The organism is Sphingomonas lycopersici (genome assembly GCF_026130605.1).
GTDB classification, from domain to species: domain Bacteria; phylum Pseudomonadota; class Alphaproteobacteria; order Sphingomonadales; family Sphingomonadaceae; genus Sphingomonas; species Sphingomonas lycopersici.
The window spans coordinates 343,626-367,302 of record NZ_JANFAU010000002.1 but is presented as its reverse complement, the minus strand read 5'-3'; the positions used below and the strand labels follow the sequence as shown (position 1 = coordinate 367,302).

At 67.0% G+C, this 23,677-nt stretch carries 19 protein-coding genes and 1 tRNA gene; 11 read left to right on the top strand and 9 right to left on the bottom strand.

Annotated elements, in window-relative coordinates:
- A complete protein-coding gene (locus NED98_RS04975) occupies nt 1–1,164 on the bottom strand; it encodes an efflux RND transporter periplasmic adaptor subunit (RefSeq protein ID WP_265312122.1) in 1,164 nt (387 codons plus the stop codon).
- 134 nt (nt 1,165–1,298) lie between these two features.
- A complete protein-coding gene (locus NED98_RS04970) occupies nt 1,299–2,072 on the bottom strand; it encodes an enoyl-CoA hydratase/isomerase family protein (RefSeq protein WP_265312121.1) in 774 nt (257 codons plus the stop codon).
- Nucleotides 2,073–2,262: 190 nt separating this feature from the next.
- On the opposite strand from NED98_RS04970, the gene NED98_RS04965 reads away from it, so the two are divergent.
- The 6 genes from NED98_RS04965 to NED98_RS04940 all read left to right on the top strand — a co-directional run bounded on the left by NED98_RS04965 (nt 2,263) and on the right by NED98_RS04940 (nt 14,768).
- Nucleotides 2,263–4,287, top strand: coding sequence for an autotransporter assembly complex protein TamA (locus tag NED98_RS04965; protein WP_432423292.1), 2,025 nt, complete (start codon nt 2,263–2,265; stop codon nt 4,285–4,287).
- A complete protein-coding gene (locus tag NED98_RS04960) occupies nt 4,287–8,486 on the top strand; it encodes a translocation/assembly module TamB domain-containing protein (protein ID WP_265312120.1) in 4,200 nt (1,399 codons plus the stop codon). Before NED98_RS04965 ends, NED98_RS04960 begins: the two co-directional genes overlap by 1 nt.
- 69 nt (nt 8,487–8,555) lie before the next feature.
- Complete coding sequence (locus tag NED98_RS04955) at nt 8,556–10,031, top strand: flavin-containing monooxygenase (protein WP_265312119.1); 1,476 nt, start codon at nt 8,556–8,558, stop codon at nt 10,029–10,031.
- A 695-nt stretch (nt 10,032–10,726) separates the two neighbouring features.
- Complete coding sequence (locus NED98_RS04950; RefSeq protein WP_265312118.1) at nt 10,727–11,935, top strand: EAL domain-containing protein; 1,209 nt, start codon at nt 10,727–10,729, stop codon at nt 11,933–11,935.
- The gene (locus NED98_RS04945) at nt 11,932–14,328 is read left to right on the top strand and encodes an ATP-binding response regulator (protein ID WP_179511724.1); all 2,397 of its coding nucleotides are present in this window, start codon (nt 11,932–11,934) and stop codon (nt 14,326–14,328) included. The genes NED98_RS04950 and NED98_RS04945 overlap by 4 nt, the downstream gene beginning before the upstream one ends.
- Before the next feature lie 53 nt (nt 14,329–14,381).
- Nucleotides 14,382–14,768 (top strand): response regulator, encoded by a 387-nt coding sequence (locus NED98_RS04940; protein WP_179511723.1) that lies wholly within the window; start codon nt 14,382–14,384, stop codon nt 14,766–14,768.
- An 88-nt stretch (nt 14,769–14,856) separates the two neighbouring features.
- Here NED98_RS04940 and NED98_RS04935 read toward each other — a convergent pair whose 3' ends face one another.
- Nucleotides 14,857–15,696, bottom strand: a complete 840-nt coding sequence (locus NED98_RS04935) for a methyltransferase domain-containing protein (protein WP_265312117.1) — start codon at nt 15,694–15,696, stop codon at nt 14,857–14,859.
- Between the two features lie 71 nt (nt 15,697–15,767).
- Between NED98_RS04935 and NED98_RS04930 the strand changes: the two genes are divergently transcribed.
- From NED98_RS04930 to NED98_RS04910, 5 genes are all read left to right on the top strand, one after another.
- The gene (locus NED98_RS04930) at nt 15,768–16,481 is read left to right on the top strand and encodes a ComF family protein (RefSeq protein ID WP_265312116.1); all 714 of its coding nucleotides are present in this window, start codon (nt 15,768–15,770) and stop codon (nt 16,479–16,481) included.
- A 31-nt stretch (nt 16,482–16,512) separates the two neighbouring features.
- Nucleotides 16,513–16,770 (top strand): glutaredoxin 3, encoded by a 258-nt coding sequence (grxC, locus tag NED98_RS04925; protein ID WP_265312115.1) that lies wholly within the window; start codon nt 16,513–16,515, stop codon nt 16,768–16,770.
- Nucleotides 16,767–17,591: a carbon-nitrogen hydrolase family protein gene (locus tag NED98_RS04920; protein ID WP_265312114.1), complete on the top strand. Its 825-nt coding sequence runs from the start codon at nt 16,767–16,769 to the stop codon at nt 17,589–17,591. Before grxC ends, NED98_RS04920 begins: the two co-directional genes overlap by 4 nt.
- Nucleotides 17,588–18,016, top strand: coding sequence for a DUF1178 family protein (locus NED98_RS04915; RefSeq protein ID WP_265312113.1), 429 nt, complete (start codon nt 17,588–17,590; stop codon nt 18,014–18,016). The genes NED98_RS04920 and NED98_RS04915 overlap by 4 nt, the downstream gene beginning before the upstream one ends.
- 33 nt (nt 18,017–18,049) lie before the next feature.
- Nucleotides 18,050–18,126 (top strand) — tRNA-Arg (locus NED98_RS04910).
- A 207-nt stretch (nt 18,127–18,333) separates the two neighbouring features.
- Here NED98_RS04910 and NED98_RS04905 read toward each other — a convergent pair.
- The 6 genes from NED98_RS04905 to NED98_RS04880 form a co-directional block, all read right to left on the bottom strand.
- On the bottom strand, nt 18,334–18,522 hold the full coding sequence (locus NED98_RS04905) for a hypothetical protein (protein ID WP_209547709.1): 189 nt from the start codon (nt 18,520–18,522) through the stop codon (nt 18,334–18,336).
- A 241-nt stretch (nt 18,523–18,763) separates the two neighbouring features.
- The gene (locus tag NED98_RS04900) at nt 18,764–19,633 is read right to left on the bottom strand and encodes an OmpA family protein (protein ID WP_265268386.1); all 870 of its coding nucleotides are present in this window, start codon (nt 19,631–19,633) and stop codon (nt 18,764–18,766) included.
- Nucleotides 19,634–20,246: 613 nt separating this feature from the next.
- Nucleotides 20,247–20,963, bottom strand: a complete 717-nt coding sequence (locus NED98_RS04895) for a YoaK family protein (protein ID WP_265312112.1) — start codon at nt 20,961–20,963, stop codon at nt 20,247–20,249.
- 16 nt (nt 20,964–20,979) lie between these two features.
- Entirely contained in the window at nt 20,980–22,341 is a 1,362-nt protein-coding gene (locus NED98_RS04890; RefSeq protein WP_265312111.1) for an alginate export family protein, read from the bottom strand.
- Entirely contained in the window at nt 22,334–22,762 is a 429-nt protein-coding gene (locus NED98_RS04885) for a DoxX family protein (protein WP_179513642.1), read from the bottom strand. The genes NED98_RS04890 and NED98_RS04885 overlap by 8 nt, the downstream gene beginning before the upstream one ends.
- 2 nt (nt 22,763–22,764) lie before the next feature.
- Entirely contained in the window at nt 22,765–23,667 is a 903-nt protein-coding gene (locus NED98_RS04880) for a glyoxalase (protein WP_265312110.1), read from the bottom strand.
- Nucleotides 23,668–23,677 lie beyond the last annotated feature (10 nt).

Sequence of the window (23,677 nt, the reverse complement as noted above, 5' to 3'; positions counted from 1 at the left end):
TCAGCCGGCCTTCTTGCCCTGATCGGACCCGGCGTCGGGCGGCGCGATGCGTTGCGGGGTATCGGCGCGCACCGGTTTGACGTCCATGTTCGCGCGAAGATTGCCAGTGCCCTGTGTGATGACCCGGTCGCCGGGCGCGAGCCCCTGGGTCACCACCCAGAAGGCGCCCTGCGTGCGATCGGCGGTGACCGTCTTCTGGACCGCCTTGTTGCCCGGACCGACGACCCACACCGTCGCATTGCCCTTCGGATCGCGCGTCACCGCGGCCTGCGGCACGAGGATCGCATTCCGGTCGATCGCCTGATCGAACACGGCGCGGACGAACATGCCCGGCAGCAGCAGCCCGTCGGGGTTGGGGAAGCGCGCGCGCAGCGTCACGGTGCCGGTCGACGGATCGACCACCACCTCGCTGAATTCGACGCTGCCGGTGCGGCCATAGTCGCTGCCGTCCTCCAGCTTGAGCCGCACCGCGGCCTGGGTCGACACCGCGCCGCCGCTCGCTAGGCTGCGGCGCAGCGCGATGATCGAGGCGGCCGATTGCTGGATATCGACATAGATCGGATCGAGCTGCTGGATCGTCGCCAGCGGATCGGCCTGGCTCGTCGTGACGAGCGCGCCGACGGTGAACAGCGATCGCCCGATCCGCCCGGTGATCGGCGCAGGGACGGTGGTGAAGCGCAGGTTGATCCGCGCGGTATCGAGCTGCGCCTTGTTCTGCAGGATCGCGGCTTCGGCCTGCCGCTGGGCCGCGCGCGCGTCGGTATAATCCTGTTTGCTCACCGCCTCGATCTCGGCGAGCGGGCGATAGCGTTCGGCCTTGGTCCTGGCGGCGGCGGCGGTCGCCTCGGCGCTGGCGAGATTGGCCGAGGCCTGATTGGTCGCGGCGCGATAGAGGCTGGGGTCGATCTGGTAGAGCGGCTGGCCCTGTTTGACGATCGAGCCCTCGGCGAAGAAGCGCTTCTGGATCACCCCGCTGACCTGCGGGCGGACCTCGGAGCTCTGGAAGGCAACGGTGCGTCCGGCGAGCTCGGCCGGCACCGGGACATTGCCGCGCTGCGCGACGACATAGCCGACTTCCACCGGCCCGTGTTGGCCCTTGCCCTTATCGCTCTGCGCATCGTTGCCGCACCCCGCGAGTAGCAGGGCGGCGATCGTAACGCTCATCGCTCCGCCGATCGTTCTCGTGCGCAAAACCGTGATCCCGCCGAAGGTGGAAATTTATCCGACCGGGCGGCAGCCCGATCGCCTCTCGATCCCGCTCGATAGCCGGATCGTTCGCAGACTTATAGCCTTGAAAATTATGCGCGAATGAAATTGCCTGGGCGACGTTCGGCAACCGCGCGAATTCCCTCGCGGAAATCGGCGGTGGCCATCAGCCGGTCCTGCTCCGCGCGTTCGTGCTCGGTCTGGCGGCGCACCGCTTCGGCGAGCTCGCCGCGCAGGGTGGCGCGGGTCGCCTCGACCCCCAAAGGCGCGGCGGCGGCGATCTCGGCGGCGAGCGCGGTCGCCGCGGCGCGCAACTCGTCGGCGGGGACGAGTTCGTCGATCAGCCCCCAGGCCAGCGCATCCGCCGCCTTCACGCGCCGCCCGGTGAGCAGCATCAGCGCGGCCTTCTGTTGCCCGATGACGCGCGGTAGCGTGTGCGAGATGCCGAAGCCGGCGTGGAAGCCGAGGCTGACGAAATTGGCCGAGAAGCGCGCTTCGGGCGATGCGACGCGGAAATCGGCAACCAGGGCGAGCCCCAGCCCGGCGCCGACCGCCGAGCCCTGGATCGCGGCGACGGTCGGCTTGCGCGCGGCGAACAGCCGCACCGCGTTGCGATAGAGGATCGGGGTTTCGGCCTCGCCGCTGTCGGTCACCAGCACCTTGTCGCCCGACAGGTCGGCGCCACCGCAGAACACCCGCCCATTGGTCGCGAGCACGATCGCGCGGCACGCGTCGTCGCGGTCGAGCGCCTCAAGCGTATCGGCGAGCGCGCCGATCAGCGCGGCGTTGACGTGGTTGTGCGGCGGCCGATCGATCACCACCGTCGCGACATGATGGGCGATGGAGACTTCGATATGCTGCGTCATGCGATCCGTCCGCTCGGTGTGGGAGACGCTCCATCGCCTCCTTTGCCCCGCAGTGGCAACCCCCCGTCGCGGCGCGGCACCGCGTCGCCGATGCAACCGTTGCAAAAATGAGGCGTTCCCCTTGCTCGGGGGAAACTAAGAATCCTATCCTGGACCCCGGGCGAGAAAGGGGTCGCGTGTGGCGTTTGCGGTGGGTCGTTTATATCCGGTGACAACCGCACTGCTGGTCCTCGCCCCGGTCTCGGCGCATGCGCAGGCGGCGCCCGATCCGCAGGATAATAAGCCGATCGTCCCCGATGCCGAGTTCGACAAGGCGCTGCCGCCGCTGTCGAACGACATCAACGCCCCGCTCGAGCCGATCCCGGCCGCGCCGCCCCCGCAATCCGCCCCGCTCGATCCCGCGCTCGACCAGCCGCTCGCGCCGATCACCACCTTCGAGAGCACCCCGCTCGAAACCACGGCGGACGTGAAGGACAAGGCCGCCCCCGAAATCCGCTACGAAACGGCGACGCGCGGGCTGGAGGAGATCGGGCTGGCGGGGCAGTTCAAATCGCTCTCGTCGCTGCGCAGCGGCGGCGGCAAGGCGGCCAATGCGAGCCAGATCCGGGCGCGGGCGCGCGAGGACGAGGCGCTGGCAGTGCGGCTGATGAAGTCGCTCGGCTATTATGACGGCACCGCCGTTTCGGTGATCGAACAGGTGCCGAACCAGCCCGGGATGCTCCGCGCGACGGTCAGCGCGACCCCGGGCAAGCTCTATCATCTCGGCGCGATCAACGTCGTCGCGCCGCCGACGGTGCCCCCGGGGCTGATCCGCGCGCAATTGCCGCTCAAGACCGGCGATGCGATCGATGCGGCGCGGATCGAGGGCGCGGAGGCCAATGTCAGCCTCGTCCTGCCGCAGCACGGCTATCCCTTCGCCAAGGTCGGGCAGCGCGACATCCTGCTCGACGAGACGACGCTGACCGGCGATTATACCCTCCCGGTCGAACCGGGCGCGCGCGGGTCGTTCGGTGCGCTGCGCACCACCGGCGACAAGGTCTTCTCGATCAAGCACCTCAACGTCTTCCGGCGTTTCAAGCCCGGCGACCTCTATGACGTGCGGATGACCGACGATCTGCGCAAGGCGCTCGCCGCGACCGCCTTGTTCAATTCGATCTCGGTCGAGCCGGTGGCGACCGGCCAGCCCGGCCCGGACGGCACCGAACTAGTCGATCTGCTCGTCCGCCAGCGCAAGGGGCCGTCGCGCAGCCTGGCGGGGACGGCGGGCTATGGCACGGGCGAGGGGTTCAAGGTCGAGGGGACGTGGACGAGCCGCAACATGTTCCCGCCGGAGGGCGCGCTAATCCTCGGCGCGATCGCGGGCACGCAGCAGCAGGGCGCCTCGGCCACCTTCCGCCGCGCCAATGCCGGCCAGCGCGACCGCACTTTCTCGATCATCGCCAGCGCCAACCACCAGACCTATGACGCGTTCAACGCGATCACCGGATCGCTCGCGGTACGCTGGAGCTATGATTCGACGCCCTTGTGGCAGAAGAAGATCACCTATTTCTACGGCGCGGAGCTCACTGGCACCAACGAGAGCGTCTATGATTTCGCGCGCGGCGAGCGGGTGCGGCGCACCTATGGCATCGCCGCGCTGCCGACGCAGATCATGTTCGACACCTCGGACGATCTGCTCAATCCGACGCGCGGCTACCGTCTGAAGCTCAACCTCAGCCCGGAAACCTCGGTGCAGGGCGCAGTCGCGCCTTATGTCCGCGCGATGCTGGAGGGGACCTTCTATTATCCGGTCTCGTCGAGCCTGGTGATCGCGGGTCGCGCGCGGGCCGGGTCGATCGCCGGCATCTCGCGCGACGATCTCGCGCCGTCGCGGCGCTATTACGGCGGCGGGGGCGGGTCGGTGCGCGGGTTCGGCTATCAGCGGCTCGGCCCGCTCGATCCGCAAGGCAATCCGGTCGGCGGGCGCAGCCTCAACGAATTCTCGCTCGAGGCGCGCTATCGCTTCGGCAATTTCGGGATCGTGCCGTTCATCGATGCCGGCAACGCCTATGAGAGCGTGCTGCCCAAGGGCGGGGACCTGCGCTACGGCGCGGGCATCGGCGGGCGTTTCTACACCAATTTCGGCCCGATGCGGCTCGACATCGCCACCCCGCTCAACCCGCGCAAGGGCGATAGCCGCGTCGCGCTCTATATCTCGATCGGGCAGGCTTTCTGATGGCGGACGAGGCAAAGACCGTCGTCGCCCGCCCGCTGTGGGTCCGCCTGCTGCGCGGGCTGGCCGTCGCGCTGGCCGGCCTTGCGGTGCTGGTGCTCGCGGTGCTGTTCGGGATCGACACCGATCCGGGGCGGCGCTTCGTCGCCGATCAGATCGGCAATTACCGCACCGCCGCCGGGCTCAACATCACGGTCGGGCGGATCGACGGGTCGATCTACGACAAGATGGTGCTGTCCGACGTCAGGGTCAGCGATCCCAAGGGCGTGTTTCTCACCTCGCCGCGGATCGACGTCGACTGGCGGCCGTTCGCCTTCATCCGCAATCATATCGACGTGCGCAGCCTGGAGAGCGGGCTCGTCACGATGCGCCGCAACCCGCAATTCACCCCCCAGCCGGCCGAGCCCAACGCGCCCTATCTGCCCGATATCGACATCGATATCGGCAAGCTGCGGGTCGAGCGTTTCGTCACTGAGCCGCCGGTCGCCGGTGTGCGGCATGTCGGGCGGATCGTCGGCTCGGCGCATATCGCGGACCGGCGCGCGCAGATCGACGTCGATGCAGTCGCGTTGCGCGCGCCGGGGGTGTCGGGAGGCGATGCGCTCAAGCTGCATCTCGACGCGGTGCCCGACGACAATCGCCTCGCGATCGATCTCAAGCTCCGCGCGCCGGCGGGCGGGGTCGTTGCCGGGCTGATCGGGACGAAGGAACCGCTCGTCGCGACCGTCGGCGGCAAGGGAAGCTGGAAATCCTGGACTGGCAAGGCGCTGGCGACGCTCGGCGGCGGGCAGCTCGCCGATCTCGGCGTCACCGCGCGCGACGGGCATATCGAGGTGCGCGGCTATACCAAACCCGGCCTGTACCTCGCCGGGCCGGTCGAGCGGCTCACCGCGCCGAAGCTCGACGTCGCGATCGATACGACGCTGGCGCAGCGCAAGGCGGATACGCGGATCAAGCTCACCTCGGACGCGCTGGCGATCGATTCCGGCGGGATCGTCGATCTGGCGAACAACAGCTTCGGCAATTTCGCGGTCGATGCGAAATTGCTCACCCCCGGCGCGATCGCCCCCAACATGCGCGGGCACGACGTGCTCGCGCGGCTGGTGCTCAACGGGCCGTTCGCCCGGCCGACGGTCGATTACAAGTTGCGCGCGACGACGCTCGGCTTCGCCGGCACGACGGTCGAGAATGTTTATGCCGAGGGGCAGGCGCGGGTCGATGCCAACCGCATCCTGATTCCGGTCCATGCCCGCGCGCGGCGCGTGAGTGGGCTCAACCCGGCGGTCGGCGGGCTTGCCAACAATGCCCGGATCGACGGCGATATCGCGATCACCTGGCCGTCGGTGATGTCGGACAATATGCGCATCCGCTCCGACAACGTCGACGCGACCGCCTTGTTCGCCGCCAATATCAAGACGGGGCGCTACACCGGCGCGTTCAACGGGCGGGTCAACAATTACCGCGTCGAGAGCATCGGCATCATCAACCTCACCACCGATGCGCATCTGGTGCCCGCGACGCGCGGCGGGTTCGGCATTGCGGGCAAGGTCGTCGCGCGGACCAGCCGGATCTTCAATTCGGGGGTCGAAAGCTTCCTCGGCGGCAATGCGGTGATGCGCGCCGATGTCGGCTATTCGCCCGAGGGCATCGTCACCTTCGCCAATCTGCGCGTCAACGCGCCGCAATTCCGCGTGACACGAGGGGGCGGCCGATATGACCCGGCCAACGGCAAGCTGGCGCTCACCGCCGACGCCTCGTCGCGCCAATATGGTCCGATCACCGCGCGGATGAGCGGGACGGCGGCCGATCCCGTGATCCTGATCCACGCGCCGCGCCCCGGGGTCGGGGTCGGGCTTGCCGATCTCGACGCGCGGATCGTCGGCCGCGGCGATGCTTATGCGGTCACCGCCAAGGGCGGCACCACTTATGGCCCATTCACCGCCGACGTATTGGTCCGCACCGGGCGACAGCTCGCGGTCGACGTGCGCAAGGTCGTGTTCGCCGGGGTCGATATCACGGGACGGCTGGTGCAGACCGCCGCCGGGCCGTTCGCGGGGCAGCTCCAGTTCGCCGGCTCGGGGCTGTCGGGCAATGCCAGGCTCGCCGCCGAGGGCAAATATCAGCGCGCCGATATCGACGCGCGCGCGCATGCCGCGAAGATCCCGGGATCGGTCGATTTCACGATCGGCCGCGCAATCGCGACCGCCAGCATCGTGCTCTACGATCAGCCCAAGGTGCTTGCCGACGTACAGATCGGCGACATGCGCTACGGCCCGACGGTGATCGAAAGCGCGCGCGCCAAGATCAATTATACCGGCGGCCGCGGCACCGCGCAGGCGCTGCTCACCGGGTCGAACGGGGTGCCGTTCCGCGTCGCCGCCAATGCACGGCTTGCCCCCGGCGACTGGCTCGTCGCGCTGAGCGGCAATGCCAATGGCGTCGGCTTCAAGACCGGCAGCCCGGCGCATATCACCTCGGCGCACGGCCGCTACGATCTGGCGCCGACCTTGATCACCTTCGACAAGGGCCGCGCGCGGATCAGCGGCAGCTATGGTGACAAGCTCGTCGCGCGCATGCAGCTCGACGCGCTCGATCTGTCGATCGCCGACGCCTTCGTTCCCGATATCGGCATCGGCGGGCAGGCGACCGGCACCGTCGAGATCAGCCAGGCCGGTTCGGGCGCGGTGCCCGATGTCGATGCGCGGCTCAAGATCGCGGGCTTCACCCGGTCGAGCCTCGTCACGGTGTCCGAGCCGGTCGACGTCGAACTGATCGGCCACCTCTCCGGCGCCGGCGGCGAGGCGCGCGCGCTCGTCAAGCGCGGGCCGACGACGGTCGGGCGGATGGTCGCGACCCTCCGCCCGCTGCCGGCGGGCGAGGGGACGTGGATGGAGCGGCTGATGCAGGCGCCGCTCGGCGGCGGCATCCGCTACAACGGGCCGGCGGGGGTGCTGTTCAGCTTCGGTGGGCTCGCCAACCAGCAATTGTCCGGCGCGATCGCGGTGGCGGCCGATTTCGGCGGGCGGCTTGCCGCGCCGCAGCTCAACGGGCTCGTCCGCGCCGACAATCTCACCTATGACAATGAGACCTATGGCACGCGGCTGACACAGATCCAGCTCCGCGGGCGCTTCACCGCCGATCGCTTCCAGCTCGATTCGCTCCAGGCGCGCGCGGGCGAGGGGACGGTGCAGGCCAGGGGCTTCGCCAGCCTGTCCGCCGAGCAACATTATCCGATGAACGTCACCGTGACGCTCGATCGCGCGAACCTCGCCAAGTCCGACGCGCTCGGCGCGACCGCGAGCGGCACGCTCAACATCACCAATGGGCCGGGCGGCGGGCTGATCAAGGCCGATATCGTCGTGCCCAACGCGCGCTATCAGATCGTGCGGCAGGGCGCGGCGGAGGTGCCCGAACTCACCGGGGTGCGCCGCAAGGGCGACATTCGCGTCGCGCGGCCGACCGATCGCCCGGTCGAGACGCCGATCGGGCTGTTCAAGCTCGATATGCGCCTGCGCGCCGACAACCAGCTCTACCTGTCGGGGATGGGGCTGGAGAGCGAGTGGCAGATGGACATGCGCGTCACCGGCACCACCGCGGCGCCGATCGTAACCGGCGGGCTCGATCTGGTCCGCGGCACTTACTCCTTCGCGGGGACGCGCTTCGACGTGACGCGCGGACGGATTCGCTTCCAGGGCGGGGCGCTGCTCGATCCCGATATCGATATCCAGGCGACGACGACCAAGAACAGCACCACGTTCAACATCGATATCGCGGGGACGGGGCAGAAGCCGCAGATCAATTTCTCCTCCACCCCGACGCTGCCGCAGGACGAGGTGCTGAGCCGGCTGCTGTTCGGCACCAACCCGGAGAACCTGTCGGCGATCGAGGCGGTCCAGCTCGCCGCCGCGCTCAATTCGCTGCGCGGATCGGGCGGGGGGATCAACCCGCTCGGCAAATTGCGCTCGGCGACCGGCTTCGATCGCCTGCGCGTGCTCGGTGCCGATCAGGCGACCGGGCGCGGCACCGCGCTCGCCGCCGGCAAATACCTCACGCGCAACATCTATATCGAGATCGTCACCGATGCGCGCGGCTTCACCGCGACGCAGCTGACCGTCGCGATCACCAAATCGCTCAGCGTGCTGACGCAGGTCGGCTCGTTCGGCGGTTCGAACGCCTCGGTGCGCTACTCGAAGGATTATTGACAGCTATGTAGATACATCTTCCCTCCGCCGCCGAAATCGAATATCGGGTATGGGGAGAGAGGATATCGCATGGCCGAACATTTCGATGTCATCATCGTCGGTGCCGGATTGTCGGGGATCGGCGCGGGCTATCATCTGCAGGCGCGCTGCCCGGATCGTAGCTATGCGATTCTGGAGGGGCGGGAGGCGATCGGGGGAACCTGGGATCTGTTCCGCTATCCGGGCATCCGCTCCGATTCGGATATGCATACCTTAGGCTACAACTTCCGGCCCTGGACCCACGAAAAGTCGATCGCCGACGGTCCTTCGATTCGCGAGTATGTCCGGGATACCGCGCGGACCTATGGCATCGACCGGCATATCCGGTTCGGGCATCACGTCGTCAGCGCGGACTGGTCGAGCGACGAGGCGCGCTGGACGGTCGAGACGCGACTGGCGGACGGCACGACCGGCACGCTGACCTGCAATTTCCTCTATATGTGCTCGGGCTATTATAATTACGCCAAGGGGCACGCCCCGGATTTCCCTGGCGCGGATCGCTTCGCCGGGCGGATCGTCCATCCGCAATTCTGGCCCGAGGATCTCGATTACGCCGGCAAGAAGGTGGTGGTGATCGGCAGCGGCGCGACCGCGGTCACGCTGGTGCCCGAAATGGCCAAGACCGCGGCGCATGTGACGATGCTGCAGCGCTCGCCCACTTATGTGGTGTCGCGCCCGGCGAAGGACCGGATGGCGAATTTCCTCCGCCGTGCGCTGCCGGCGAGCATCGCCTACGGCATCACGCGGTGGAAGAACGTGCTGTTCCAGATGTTCTTCTATCGTCTCGCGCGCAAAAACCCGGAAAAGACCAAGGAGCGGCTGATCGAGATGGTCCGCGAGCAGCTCGGGCCGGGCTATGACGTCGATACGCATTTCACGCCGCGCTACAATCCGTGGGACCAGCGGTTGTGCCTCGTCCCCGATGCCGATCTGTTCGATACGATCCGCACCGGCGCGGCTTCGGTGGAAACCGGGACGATCGAGACCTTCACCGAAACCGGGATTAACCTTACCGACGGCACATCGATCGCCGCGGATATCATCGTCACCGCGACAGGGCTCGAGATGCAGTTGCTCAGCGATGTGCGCTTCACCGTCGACGGGGTGGCGAAGGATCTCGCGCAGAGCTTCAACTACAAGGGGATGATGTATTCGGACGTCCCCAATCTGGCATCCTGCTTCGGCTACACCAACGCTTCCTGGACGCTGAAGGCCGACCTGACCTCGGCCTATGTCTGCCGCTTGCTCAATACGATGCGCCGGCGCGGGCTGCGGCAGTGCACGCCGCGGGTCGGCGACGAGGCGATCACGCCCGAGCCGTTCCTGTCGTTCACCTCCGGCTATGTCCAGCGCGCGCTCGACAAGCTGCCCAAGCAGGGCAGCCGCACGCCGTGGAAGCTCCACCAGAATTATGCGCTGGATGTGATGATGCTGCGGTTCGGCTCGGTCGACGACAGCATGGAATTCTCGAACCCGGCCCCGTCGCGCGCCGCGCGCGCCGCCTGAGCGGGCTCAGAGGTGATCCACCCCGGCGAAGGCCGGGGTCGGGCGTCGGACCGGTCGTAACCGGTCCCCGGCCTTCGCCGGGTGGGCTTCAGGCGATCGCTATTTTAATGCCCAATGCTCCGGGCGACGATCGTACGCCCGGCGGATTGAACACCAGCCAGACGCAAAACGCCCGCTCTTCGGTGCCCGTCTGAGAGCTGAAAGGGTGAAGCGCGACTCGCGCTCGGGCCGCAATCGTTAACGATTCGATTGCCGCATCAACGGATCGGGGAAGTACGCGCCGGACGCTCCAGCGCGGTAAACAGCTTCGGCCCGACATCTCCCATTTCCGTAAAAACGGCAATGAAATCAATGATATCGAGCCGAAGCCCGCTGGTTACCAGGGACGGAGGTCCGTGGAGTAGATCAGCGACAGAATGAACGCGAGCATGGTTTTCTCCCTTATCGGCAACCGCGAACGGTTGCGGGATATTCTTAATAGAAAATCAACCATTTCGCAATCAAAGTGTTGATCGCCTTTTGGGACAGTGGCTTGGGTCCCGACCTTTCCCGCCGATTAACGATATCTTCAGCCCTTCCCGATATCGCTGAGACTGATGATGTCGCGCCGATCGCACTTGCTCCCTGAGGATGCCGCGCCCGAGGTGAGCGGTGCATTGGACGTACCCGTCCGTCCCGAAACGGGATGGCGGTGCGTGATCCTGACGGAGATCGCGAATTTCGCCGCGTTGCGCCGTGACTTGGGCAATGATGGCGCGCGTACGCTGGTCGATCGGATCGCGACGCGGCTGGAGGATGCCGCGCCGCTCGGCGTCGTCACAATCGTCGGGCGCAACCTTGTCGAGGTGATCGCGGAGGTCGGGTCGAGCGCCGAATATGACGCGCTGTTGACCGCACTTTACGCGGTCGGCGGGCAGTCGCTCGATATCGCCGGGCGGAAATGCGAGCCGTCGCTGATCTTCGGAACGGCGATCGCGTCGCAGACCGATCTCGATATGGTGACGATCGTCGAACGCGCCGAGGCGGCGCTCGAACGCTCGCGCCGCAACGTGCTTCGGTCGCCGGCGGCGGAAGTCAGCGGCGCTTCGTTGATGATGGAACTCGATCGGGCGATCGAGAACGACGAGCTGGTGATGTTCTACCAGCCGAAATTCCACGTTCGCCGCCAGCAGGTTACCTGCGCGGAGGCGTTGATCCGCTGGCGCCACCCGGAACGCGGGATGATCCCGCCGGGCGATTTCATCGCCGCCGCGGAAGAAGCCGATCTGATCGACCGGCTGACCTTGTGGACGATCCGCCGCGTGATCGCCGATCAGGCGCGCTTCCGGGAAGCCGGGCACGATCTCCGGCTGTTCGTCAATCTTTCGGGCCAGCTGCTCGCCGACACGGCGTTCATCGAGCAGGCATGCGAGATGATCACCGGGAGCGACGCGACGCTCGGGTTCGAGGTCACCGAAACCTCGGTGATCCGCGATCCGGTGAGCGCGATCGCCAACCTTCAGAAATTCGCCGATATCGGCATCCGCATCGCGATCGACGATTACGGCGCCGGGCTGTCGAGCCTCGCCTACCTCAAGCAGCTCCCGGCGAGCGAGTTGAAGATCGACAAATTGTTCGTGACCCAGCTCACCAGCTCCAACCGCGACCCGCTGATCGTTCGCTCGACGATCGATCTGGCGCATGCGCTGGAGATGGAGGTCGTCGCGGAAGGGGTGGAAAGCCACGCCGCGCTCGCGCTGCTCACCGTGATGGGGTGCGACATGGTGCAGGGCTTCCTGATCAGCCGCCCGGTCGCCAGCGAGGCGCTGATCGAATTCCTCGACGATGAATCCCGGCAGCAAGCCGCCGCGCATGACGCTCGCAACCCGCTCAACCGCCTGGCTTCGGTCTGGAAGCGGGGATGAAACCGCGTCGCGGCGCGTTCGCCGCCGCTTCGGCGATCAGCCTGGCGTTGCTCGGGCCTGCGCCTGCCCACGCCAATTCGAGCGACGCATTCGAAAAGACTGCCGCTGACGTGAAAGCCACGATGCTGGCTGATCCCCGCAAGGCGATCGACCTTGGGGAGGCGGCGCTGGCCTATGCGCGCCAACAGCGTTCGTCGCATATGCAGGCGACGGCTTTGTGGTTGCTCGGCGAGGCAAATCTCCGGGTCAACGAAACGCAGCGCGCCCTCGTGTTGTTGAGTGACGCTCAGCGCCTGGCGGAGCGTTCGGACAAGGGAAGCCACCTCGAGGCTGATATCTTGCTATCGCTTGGCAGCGCGCGCACAGCATCAGGCGAGGTGGCGCTTGCCCTGACGAATCTGCACCAGGCGCACGAATTGTTCCGCATTCTTGGTGATGACAGGAGCAGGGCGAAGGCGCTTATCGGGATCGCTTTGCTTTATAACGGCGGCAACGACTATGTCGCGGCGTTGCGCTATTTCGACCAAGCCAAGGATGTGTACTCGAAGGATCCCGGCCTTTCTCTCGCGATTTACAACGGCCGCGGCAGTGCGTTTAAGGATTTGAAGCGCTTCCCCGAGGCGGAAGCGCAATATGCGCTCGCGCTGCAAACGGCGCGCGGCATGTCGAGCGACTTTCTCGTTGCGCTGATTTTGAGCAACGTAGCGCGGGTGCGGCTCATGCAGCATGATTTGCCGGGGGCGGATCGTGCCATTTCAGAGGGTATAGCCCTTAGCGAAAAACCTAACGCAGTTGCCTATCACCCCCTATTCCAGGTGCTCGCCGCCCAGTCGGCCTTCGAGCATCACCGGCTGCAACAAGCCCGCACCCTGATCGACGCGCGGTTCCGCGGTGTGGATCTCGACAAGACCGAGCTTACCGACCGCGACGCACACGATATCGCCTATCGCGTATACAGCGCGCTCGGCGAGGATACGCTGGCGCTCAAACATCTCGCCGCGCTCAAGCGGCTCGACGATCGCGCCACCGAACTCGCGCGGTCGAACAGCGCGGCGCTGGCATCGGCGCAATTCGATTTCGCCAATCAGGAATTGCGCATCACCAAGTTGAAGGCCGACGATCTCCAGAAGACCGTCGCCTTCGAGCGTGAGCGCGCGCGCACGCAGCGGCTGGTGTTTATCGGCGCGGCTGCGGCCACGGCGCTGATCATCACCCTGCTCGCGTTCAGCATCCTCACCTTGCGGCGCAGCCGCAACCGTTTGGCAATCAGCAACGCGGCATTGGCCAAGGCGCTCGCCGCCAAGACCGAATTCCTCGCCACGACCAGTCACGAGATCCGCACCCCGCTCAACGGCATCCTCGGCATGACGCAGGTGATGCTGGCGGACGAGCGGCTCGACGCGGCGACGCGCGACCGCTTGTCGGTCGTCCACGGCGCGGGGGTCAACATGCGCGCGCTGGTCGACGACATCCTCGACGTGGCGAAGATGGAAACCGGCCGCATGACGATCGAGGAGGCGCCGTTCGATCTGCGTCAGCTGATGCGCGATGCGACCGGCATGTGGGCCGAGCAGGCGCGCACCAAGGGCCTGACCTTCGACATGACGCTGACCGACGGCCCGCAGTGGATCGTCGGCGACGCCACGCGGTTGCGCCAGATCATCTTCAACCTCCTCTCCAATGCGGTGAAATTCACCCCGGCCGGCGGGATCAGCCTGACCGCCACGGCGGTGGACGATCGCTGGCGGCTGACGGTGGCCGACACCGGCATCGGCATCTCGCCCGACAAGCATGAGGAGATATTCGAGGCGTTCCGTCAGGCCGATGCGGGGACGACGCGGCAATATGGTGGCACCGGGCTTGGCCTCGCGATCTGCCGCAACCTGTCGCGCGCGATGGGGGGCGAGGTGACGGTGGAAAGCCGGCTCGAGGCGGGGTCGACCTTCACGCTCGATCTACCGCTGGTCCGCGCCGAGGCGCCGGCGGCGGTCGGGGTCGCGGCGGGCGAGGGAATGCTGGTGGTCGACCGCAACCCGATCACCCGCGCGATGTTCAAGACGCTGTTCGAGCCGCGCGCGGGCAAGGTGACTTTCGCCGGCTCGGTCGGCGAGGCGCTCGGGTTGCTCGACGACGGCGCGCCGCAGGTCATCCTGCTCGACGATGCGACATTGCGTCAGGACGAGGATGCGCTGGCGGCGATCGCCACATTGCGCGCGAAAGCGGGGGCCGCCACGCTGGCCCTGCTCGGGCCGGCCGGGCTGGCCGACGAGCGCGAGGCGCTGGAGCGCGCGGGGATTGACAAGGTGATCGTCAAGCCTATTGCGCGCGACGAATTATTAATCACATTATTCGATAAACCGAGTGCGGCTTTGCTTGTCTCTGCAGCGGCTTGAGGCAATAAAGGTACGCACATGAAACGACTGCCGCGCGATCCGGTCCCACGCCAATGAATGTTCTTTTTATTGAAGACGACCGGATGAACCGGCGCGTGGTTCGCGACATGCTGGAAGTCGCGGGCGCCGCCATGGCCGAAGCAGAAAGCGCCGAGGAAGGATTAGCGATCCTCGATCGCGAGGATTTCGATATCCTTCTGGTCGACCTGCGCATGCCGGGGATGGACGGCATTTCGGCGATCCGCGAAATCCGCAAGCGCGGCGATGCCAAGGCGTCAGTGCCGGTGATCGTCGTCACCGCCGATACCGCCCCCGATCTGCGTGAGCGCTGCCTGGAGGCAGGCGCCGACGATGTGATCTTCAAGCCGGTCGCGATGGACATCCTGTTCGAATCGATGGGCCGCGTGCTCGCGTCCGGCGACGACGGGATGATCCTCTGACGCTACTCCCCCGGGTCCCCACGAAGGCGGGGACACAGTCTGGGCTCCCGCCTTCGCGGGAGCACAATGAGGGGCTCGCTCTCGACGTCTAAACCTTCGGCTTGCCGATCGCCGCCGCGAGCGAGGCGGTGGCGCTGCCGCGTCTTGCCGGCAGCGGCTGATCGGGCGAGGGTGCCCAGGCGGTGAGATAGACGATCGCGAAGCGCTCGGTAGTGCGCCCGTCGGCATCCGCCTGACGGGCGAAGGCCGCCGCCGTCCGCATCAGCACCTCGCGCGGCATCGCGCGGCGCTCCGCCAGCAGGTTGCCCGCGCCCATGTAGCGCAGATCGTCGAACAGCCGCCCGATATCGCGGTATCGCACGTCGAGCGTCTCGATATCGGCGACCGGGAGCGCGAAGCCGGCGCGCAGCAGCAGGTCCCCCGCGGCGCGGACGTCGATCTGCGGGTGGAGCCGCGGCGCCGGCCGATCGCCTTCCGCCTCGCGCAGCGCGGTGCGCAACGCGGGCAGGCTGCCCGCGCCGACAAATGCGCCGAGAAACAGCCCGTCGGGACGAAGCGCGCGGCGGATCAGCGCCAGCGCGCCCGGCAGGTCGTTCACCGTATCGAGCACCCCGGCCGAGACGATCAGATCGAACGACGCATCCGCAAACGGCAGGCGATCCTCGTCGCCCTGCACCCCGCCCGATTGCGCGGCGAAGCGCCGCCCCGCGTCGAGCCGCACGATGCGCGCGCCGGGCGGGGCAGGAAAGGCACCGTCGAAGCTGCCGAGATCGAGCACGTCGTGGAACGAACGTTTCACGCTCGCCAGCCGGTCGAGCAGCCCGTCGATCATCGCGGCGCGCAGGAAATCGTGCGCGGGGTAGCGATCGGCGATCCGGTCGCGGCGCATCCGGCGGGCGTTGCGGTCGAAGATTTCGGGGGGGCGCATGCGCGGGGCTTGTGCCCGCACCCGATCGGCGGGACAAGGGCGCAATGCCGGGGGGCCGGATCAGACAGGGGATGGCGCAGGCGCTCGGGCTGGCGCTGCCGCCGCGCTGCCCCGGTTGCGGCGCGGTGACCCCCGCCGATCACCGCTTCTGCGCGGGTTGCTGGGGGAGCCTGCATTTTCTCGGGCCGCCGTGGTGCGCGGGCTGCAACCTGCCTTTCGCGTTCGATCGCGGGGCAGGGGCGTTATGCGGCACCTGTCTCGCCGATCCGCCGCGTCATCGCGGGGTGCGCGCCGCGGTCGCTTATGGCGCGGTCGCGCGGACGCTGGCGCTGAAGCTCAAATATGGCGGGCGCGCCGCTTATGCCGAAACCGCGGCGCGCCATATGGCGCGGCTGATGCCGGCGGGCGCGGACCTGCTCGTCCCGGTGCCGCTGCATCGCTGGCGGTTGTGGCGGCGCGGCTATAATCAGGCGGGGCTGATCGCCGGGGCGCTGGCGCGGCTGAGCGGAATGCCGGTCGATCATCGCGCGCTCGAGCGGCACCGCGCGACCCCGGTGCTGCGCGGGCTCGGCGCGCGCGGCCGTCGCGCGGCACTGGCGGGGGCGCTGCGCGTTGCACCGGGGCGCAAGGCGAGCGTCGCGGGGCGGGCGGTGGTGGTGGTCGACGATGTCCACACCAGCGGCGCGACGGGCAATGCCGCGACATCGGCGTTGCTGGCGGCGGGCGCCGCGAGCGTCACGATCCTGTGCTGGGCGCGGGTGCTCGACATGAGCGAGGCGGATTGACAAGCGCCGCCCCGACCCACACTTCGGCAGGATGGCGAATGTCGAAATCTATACCAAGGCCTTTTGTCCCTATTGCACGCGCGCGCTGCGCCTGCTGGCGGAGAAGGGCGTCGAGCCGACCGAATATGACATCACGATGGGCGGCCCCAAACGCGGCGAGATGATCCAGCGCGCCGGCGGGCGGACCACCGTGCCGCAGGTGTTCATCGGCGATCGGCATATCGGCGGGTCGGACGATCTCGCCGCACTGGAAGCGGCGGGCAAGCTCGACGCGCTGCTCTCGGCGTGAAGATCGCGCTCGCCCAGACGACGACCGGGATTGACCCGGCGCGCAACGCCGCCGATCTGGTCGCGGCGGTGCATGAGGCGGCGCGGGGCGGCGCGGCGATGCTGTTCACTCCCGAAATGAGCGGCCTGCTCGACAGCGATCGCGCGCGTGCGGCGGCGTCGCTGGTGTCGGAAGACGAGGACGGCGTGCTGGCGGCGGTGCGCGCGGCGGCCGCGGCGGCGGGGATCTGGGTCGAACTGGGCTCGCTCGCGTTGCGCCGGGCGGACGGCAAGCTAGCCAACCGCAGCTTCGTGATCGACGCCGAGGGCCGCATCCGCGCGCGCTACGACAAGCTCCATCTGTTCGATGTCGATCTGCCGACCGGCGAGCGCTGGCGCGAATCCGCCGCTTATACCGCCGGCGAGACCGCGGTGGTGGCGGATACGCCGATCGGGCGGCTCGGGCTGGCGATCTGTTACGACCTGCGCTTCGCCGGGCTGTTCGCCGCGCTGAGCGATGCCGGCGCCACCGCGCTCAGCATCCCGGCGGCATTCACCCGCCCCACCGGCGCCGCGCATTGGCATATCCTGATGCGCGCCCGTGCGATCGAATCCGCCGCTTTCGTCATCGCCGCGGCGCAGACTGGCGAACATGCCGACGGCCGCGTGACCTATGGCCATTCGCTGGTGGTCGATCCGTGGGGCGAGGTGCTGCTCGATATGGGCGCGGCGCCCGGCATCGGTTTCGCCGAACTCGATCTCGGCGCGGTCGAGGCGGTGCGCGCGCGCGTCCCGGTGATCGCGCATCGCCGCGCGATCCCTCCGGTGGAGATCGCGCCGTGATCGTATTCGATCTGCGCTGCCCTGTGGACCATGTGTTCGAAGCGTGGTTCGCCTCGTCCGAGGCGTTCGACGAGCAGCGGCGCGGCGGGTTGATCGGCTGCCCGGTATGCGGCGCGACCGACGTGTCCAAGGCGGTGATGGCGCCGCGCGTCTCGCCCAAGGGCGACCGCGCCGAAGCGCCGCGCCCCGATCAGGTCAAGCATGTGCTGGAAGCGCTCGCCGCGGCGCAGGCCAAGGCGCTCGAAGGCTCGCGCTGGGTCGGCAAGAGTTTCGCCGAGGAGGCGCGCTCGATGCATCTCGGCGAGCGCGATCACGAGCCGATCCACGGCCAGGCGACCCCCGCCGAAGCGAAGGCGCTGGCGGAGGAAGGGGTGCCCGTCGCCCCGCTGCCGCTCCCGGTCCAGCCGCCCGAGACGCTCAATTGACCGTAAAGAAACCAGCGGATAGGGCGGCTCCACGTCCCCGTAGCTCAGCAGGATAGAGCGACGGTTTCCTAAACCGCAGGTCGGAGGTTCGAATCCTCTCGGGGACGCCAGTTATTTCAGTGGCTTAAGGCGCCGTCTCGGAATTTGGATTATTTGGCCCAGTTACGAGCGGCCCGATGCTGGACCCCGGCCTCCGCCGGGGTGGACACATTTTGCACTCAACCCTCCGGGTGGACCTTCAACCGCCGGGATGAGCTTCGGCCGAACCTTTTCGGAAATGGATGGCCGGCAATTCGCATCGCCGGCCATGCCGGTTCTTATGCCGGATGCGCGCCCGGCGTGCCGCATTTGGCAAATTTGCCCTTGGCGTCCTTGCACCGCGTGGTTTTCGGTGCGGGCTTGGTGGCACATTTGATGAACTTGCCTTTGGCGTCGCGGCACGGCGCAGCGAACGCCGGCGTGGACAGCAATGCGGTGGCCGTCAGCGCGGCGAGAATCAGCCTCATCATCATCACCCCTTCCGACCGTGCGGGATGCCGAGTCGGTAGGCGAAGGATCGCATGCATTTCGGTTAGCGCGCCAGCAAAAACAGGCGTTTGAAGACCGCGGGAAAAGACCGGGCCGCGCAGCGCGGCGGATCATCCGGGCACAAGAATACGGCGTCGGGAGCGGGCCGGCCGTTCCCGATCCGATTGCGGGGCGCCTCGGGGGCGCCGCATGCGGGGAGGCGGGGCCTCCCCGCGCTATTCACATCCCGTCGACGCTCTTGCTGACCAGGATATTCACCGCGACGCGGCGATTCTGGGCTTTGCCTTCGGGGGTGTCATTGCTTGCCAGCGGGTCGGCCTTGGCCATCCCGGTGGGGGTAAGCATGCGATAGGGCTTCCAGCCGCAATTCTGCTGGAGATAATTGATCACGCGGCTGGCGCGCTTCTCGCTGAGCTGCTGGTTGAAGTCGTCGCCGCCGGTCGAATCGGTATAGCCGACGACCAGCAACAGCGCGTTTTCGGTTCCCTGGGCGGTGGTCGCGGTCGAGCAGAGCAGCGCCTTGTCCTGCGCCGACAGATCCGACTTGCCGGTATCGAAGTGCACGTTGGTGGTGCCCTTGATGTTGTATTTGTCGATATCGCCCAGCCGGCCGCGCAGCGCCTCGGTCGCCGCGGTCTGCTCGTCGAAGCGCTGATCGGTCGCGTTGCGGATCATCGACGCGGTCTTGAGGTCGTTGTTGCGGAACGTAACCTGGCTCGCCACTAGGGCGTCGCCCGCTTGCAGCGTCTTGACAGTGACCGGCATCCCGTTGAGCAGCGATTCCGCGCCCAGCTTGCCGCGGCCGCCGAACAGACCGCCGGTCTTGACCCGCGTCGCATCGTTGACCGCGATCACGACGCTGTTGCCGTCGGCGGTCTTGACCTTCATCTTGTCGCCGTTGCGTGCAGTGATCACGCCCTTGACCTCAGGTCCCGGCGTCATCGCCGCTGCGTCATGCTCCTGCACGCCGGTGACGACGACATTCTGGTCGGGCGCGGTCTGTTCCTGTGCGAACACGTTGCCCGAGGCAAACAGGGCCAGTGCGGCCAGCGGGAAGCGAACTCTTCGGCTATTCATATTGGTGCGCATCGAGCGTCTCCCTTGAAACTCCCCCAGTGCGGTCGGCGTGTTCAGATTCACCTGTCTCGCGCATGAACGTCATCGGTAGGACGGTCGGGAGAGCGGGTAATTGGAGTGCAGTGTGCGACGAACCGTTGTTGCCTGTACCGCCGTGCAGTGCGTCGAAAGGTCCGCTGCGCATGCTGCGGTTGATCTTGCGCAGCAAAGCGGCACGCGCGGGATCGATTCCCTCAGCCGTCGTTGCGGCCGGGACATCGCGATCCAAACTATCGGGGGAAATGGCGCACTCGACAGGACTGCGCGCCACCACAGGCCCGCTTGGCTTCAGGCAAAGGAGCAACAGTGCTGTCGAGAACTTGGCATCAGCCGGTTGCGGCGATTGTCGATGCAGTCGACCGGTCGGGGTGAGCTTTGTAACCACGCTTTGGGGCGTCCGGCGACAGCCACGCAATACGTGTGGACGGAAAGCTCCAGCCGGCGGGGATGAAGCCGAACTCGATCATTACATCGTTGCTACAGGATCGCGCGGCTCGATTGGTGGGAACAAATCGGCAGGCGGGCGACGATGCCAGCGCTCGGCGGCTAAACGAGGCATCGCTATTTCGGCCGGAGGAGGTGCCCTTCAACGATCGTGCGGCTTGGCGGCGGCGGGATGCTGGACGCACAGGATCGTGCCGGCAAAAACGATGAACCCGGCCACCGCCAGCGGGAAAGCGAGCCCGATCCGGGTCACCATGATCGCGCCGACGCACGCACCGGCGAGGATCGCGACGATCGCGGCGATCCGCCGCATGAGATTGGGGGCGCTGCCGCCGGCGAGACGCGAGTCCGCGGCGATCCCGGTGATCGTCAGCGTCAGCACCGTCGTGGTAAGGTCGGGGACCTTGAGCTGGCGGATCGTCGCATTGCGGAACCCCATCGCGATCGCGGTCAATGCGATGATGCTGAGGAGCGCCCATTGCGGCCCGAGGCCTTTGGGGTCGAAGAATAATGAGACGATCGCCGCGATCCACAGCAACCCCGCCTCGATGCTCGCCGCGACCACCAGCCAGTGCCGCAGGGGCTTCTTGCCGAAGGTCTGGCCGGTCCGCCCGCCGATGAATGCGCCCACCGAGAACGTGAGGAGCGCGACCAGCGTGGTGGCGATCGAGAAGCCCGGCGTCTGCGCGAGCGCGAAGCCGAGAAAGACGATATTCCCCGTCATGTTCGCTGTGAACACCTTGCCGAGCCCCAGCACGCTGACCGCGTCGACCAGCCCGGTGGTGGCCGAGAGTAGCAGGAGTAGCCCGGGTAGGGGAGAGGAGACGGGTTTGTCTTTAGCGGGGGGTGAACTCGCCATCGGCGACCTCCTTTGATTAGAAACGGAAATTGGCTTCGAGGCCGATCAGCCGGATCGTTTTGGCCGGCCCGGTCTCGCGGATGAAGGTGCCGGGCTGGAATAGCGAGAAGGATGTCGACAGCCCCAATTCGGCGGTCGCCTGCCACGAGAGCGTCACCTCGGCCTCCTTGCCGATGAAGCGTGCGCGGCTGTTGCCGGGCGCGCGGATCAGATTGCCGGGAATGTCGTAGACGCCGTCGGCGGTCGAATAGCGCCAATAGCCCATTGCGGCGAGGCTCGCGGACATCGTGCGGTTGAGCCTGGCGCTGACGCGTGGATTGGCGCTGATGATGTTGGTCGGCCCGACCGGGGACAATTCGCCGAAATATTTCCCCTTGGGAAACAGCGCATTGAAGGTTCCGAGGTGGCGATCATCGCGTCTGCCGTCGCCGCTGACGACGTTGAAGCGCAGGGTTGCATCGGGGGTGAGCGGGAGCTTTGCGAGCTTCACCCCGGCCTCGGAGCCGACCGTCCAGGCACCGATCGTCTTTCCCGCGAAATGCCCGAATTGCGCGACGCCCTCGATATTCCAGTGAAGGTTGCCCTTAGCGCCATTGAGGCGGGCACCGATGCTGTGCCGGACCTCGCGTCCCGTCACCCCGCCGAAATGCGCGACGCGGTTGCGATAGCCGAGATAATAGAGATCGACGCCCGGAAGTACGGCATAGGCGCCCCACAGCATCTTGGTTGGGGAGGTCTTGTCGTCGAAGCTGCCCGGCCCCGGCACGACCGGGTTGACCGCGAACAGATTGACCTTGGCCTTGCCCAAGGAAACGATCGTTCGCACCCCGTCGAACGCGAGCGGGACATTGGGGCCATAGCGTGTGCCCACAAGCCGCTCGGTGCCGAGCGAGATCATCTGTCGGCCGCCGCGCAGCGTGATCGCGCCAAGGTCCAGTTCGGCAAAGCCCTGCAACAGCTCGACGCGGGTCTGGTCGATCGGCGAGGCTGCCGGGCGAACGCCTATTGCATAGGCGGCGATCGGCTGGACGAAGGTACGAAACTGCCCGACGTGAAGATCGGCATAAGGCATGACGCGCAGCCAGAGATAGCTGTCGTCGGGCGCCGGGCCGCTGCCCCAGAAATTGTTCGCGAAATTCTCGTTGCGGGCACGGATCTCGATCCCCGTCGAGAGCCAGATGTCGTCGCTGATCGGGATATATTTGAATTTGCCGGTCCAGTGATGCGCGCGCTTTTCGGCATTGGCGAGATGCGCCCAATCCTCGTCGAAGCGGGTGATCGTGAGCGTCGGCGCCTGCCACGGCTCGGTCGTTTGCGCCGCGACCGGTGCCACATAACCGACGAGCGCGATAACGGCGGTCGCAAGTAACCTAGGCACGCCGCTTCGCTTGCTCGGCGACCAGCGCCGCCAGCACGAACCCGCCGATCAATCCGATATGCTCGAAAAAGGCGTTGGTCGCGGCGAACCGCTCCGCGCCTGCCGGCATCGACCAGAAGGCGTTCGCGGTGAAGGCGGCGAGCAGCGTGAAGACCCCGAGCATGCCGGCGCCGAGCCAGATCAATCGACCCGACAGGATGAGCAGAGGCCCGACGAGTTCGATCGCGATCGTGATCCCCGCCCACAGCGCCGGCGGGGTCATCCCGAAATGCGCCTGCTCGGCGACCGCCGCCGGCCAATCGCTGAGCTTGACGACGCCGCCCAGCAGATAGGCGCCGACCAGCATCAACCGCGCGATGAACCAGGTCGGCGCCCATTCGAGAATGGCGTCGACAAAGCGTGGATCCTGGCCGGCGCGCATCATCACTTCGCCGCCTCGGCGTGTATCTCGGCGATATAGCCGCCCGGGAACTGGACGATCGCGGTTTGGCGACCGCCGACCGTCGAGGGGGTGACGAGCGTTTCGGCGCCGGCCGCGGTCGCCTTGGCGAGCGTCGCGGCGAGATCGGAGACCGCATAGCCGGCCATGTCGCGCCCATAGGGCCAGGGGAGTTGCCCGTCGGTGACGAACACGACCATCTTTCCGTATCCGCTGTCGATCGCGACCCGCCGGATCGTCTTGCCCGGCTGGCCGACCTCGGCCCCCGGCGCCGCGCGATTGTCGGAAGCGATCTTGCCGTGGGCGAACCCGGTCCAGTCGCTGATGAAGCGGTCCGCGGCGTCTGCCGTCAGATAGATGCGGTTCTCGGGCACCGTGGCGAGCGGCGTGTAATTGGGTTTCGTCGTGTGCCAGTAGATCTGCATGTTGACACCGCCCGGCCATTGGATGACCGCATCGCGCCCGATCGGATCGGGGAAGGTCGTGATGCGCCGGATCGCGCCGTGCTTCACCGCCGAGGTCACCGCCGCGTCCATGTCGGTCACGAGATAACCGGTCCGCTCGTCGCCGAACGGATAGGGGATCGGCGTCTTGAAGCCGAACACCGAGACCGTGCCGGCGGGTGTCAGTGCGAGCTGCGACTTGGTGAGGCTCTTGGTCGGGGTGACCTGAAACTCGCCCTGTTTCGACGTGGTGCCGCCGAAGGTCGCGACGAAGCTTGCGACGAATTTGTCGAACTCGGCTTCGGGGACATAGACATGGGTCGTGTCATATTGCGGGCCGACCGAATAATCGGGCGTCTGCACCGGCGCCTCGCGCGCCAGAAGCGGCGCGGCGGGCGCGGCGACGACGATCGCGGCACCAAGCAGAAAGGCAATGCGCTTCATCTGTTTTCTC

What these genes read in the sequence shown, in the direction of transcription:
- NED98_RS04900 (WP_265268386.1), bottom strand. Translation starts at nt 19,633, where the DNA reads ATGCGCACCAATATGAATAGCCGAAGAGTTCGCTTCCCGCTGGCCGCA.
- NED98_RS04895 (WP_265312112.1), bottom strand. Translation starts at nt 20,963, where the DNA reads ATGGCGAGTTCACCCCCCGCTAAAGACAAACCCGTCTCCTCTCCCCTA.
- NED98_RS04970 (WP_265312121.1), bottom strand. Translation starts at nt 2,072, where the DNA reads ATGACGCAGCATATCGAAGTCTCCATCGCCCATCATGTCGCGACGGTG.
- NED98_RS04940 (WP_179511723.1), top strand. Translation starts at nt 14,382, where the DNA reads ATGAATGTTCTTTTTATTGAAGACGACCGGATGAACCGGCGCGTGGTT.
- NED98_RS04905 (WP_209547709.1), bottom strand. Translation starts at nt 18,522, where the DNA reads ATGAGGCTGATTCTCGCCGCGCTGACGGCCACCGCATTGCTGTCCACG.
- grxC (WP_265312115.1), top strand. Translation starts at nt 16,513, where the DNA reads ATGGCGAATGTCGAAATCTATACCAAGGCCTTTTGTCCCTATTGCACG.
- NED98_RS04945 (WP_179511724.1), top strand. Translation starts at nt 11,932, where the DNA reads ATGAAACCGCGTCGCGGCGCGTTCGCCGCCGCTTCGGCGATCAGCCTG.
- NED98_RS04935 (WP_265312117.1), bottom strand. Translation starts at nt 15,696, where the DNA reads ATGCGCCCCCCCGAAATCTTCGACCGCAACGCCCGCCGGATGCGCCGC.
- NED98_RS04885 (WP_179513642.1), bottom strand. Translation starts at nt 22,762, where the DNA reads ATGCGCGCCGGCCAGGATCCACGCTTTGTCGACGCCATTCTCGAATGG.
- NED98_RS04960 (WP_265312120.1), top strand. Translation starts at nt 4,287, where the DNA reads ATGGCGGACGAGGCAAAGACCGTCGTCGCCCGCCCGCTGTGGGTCCGC.
- NED98_RS04955 (WP_265312119.1), top strand. Translation starts at nt 8,556, where the DNA reads ATGGCCGAACATTTCGATGTCATCATCGTCGGTGCCGGATTGTCGGGG.
- NED98_RS04880 (WP_265312110.1), bottom strand. Translation starts at nt 23,667, where the DNA reads ATGAAGCGCATTGCCTTTCTGCTTGGTGCCGCGATCGTCGTCGCCGCG.
- NED98_RS04975 (WP_265312122.1), bottom strand. Translation starts at nt 1,164, where the DNA reads ATGAGCGTTACGATCGCCGCCCTGCTACTCGCGGGGTGCGGCAACGAT.
- NED98_RS04930 (WP_265312116.1), top strand. Translation starts at nt 15,768, where the DNA reads ATGGCGCAGGCGCTCGGGCTGGCGCTGCCGCCGCGCTGCCCCGGTTGC.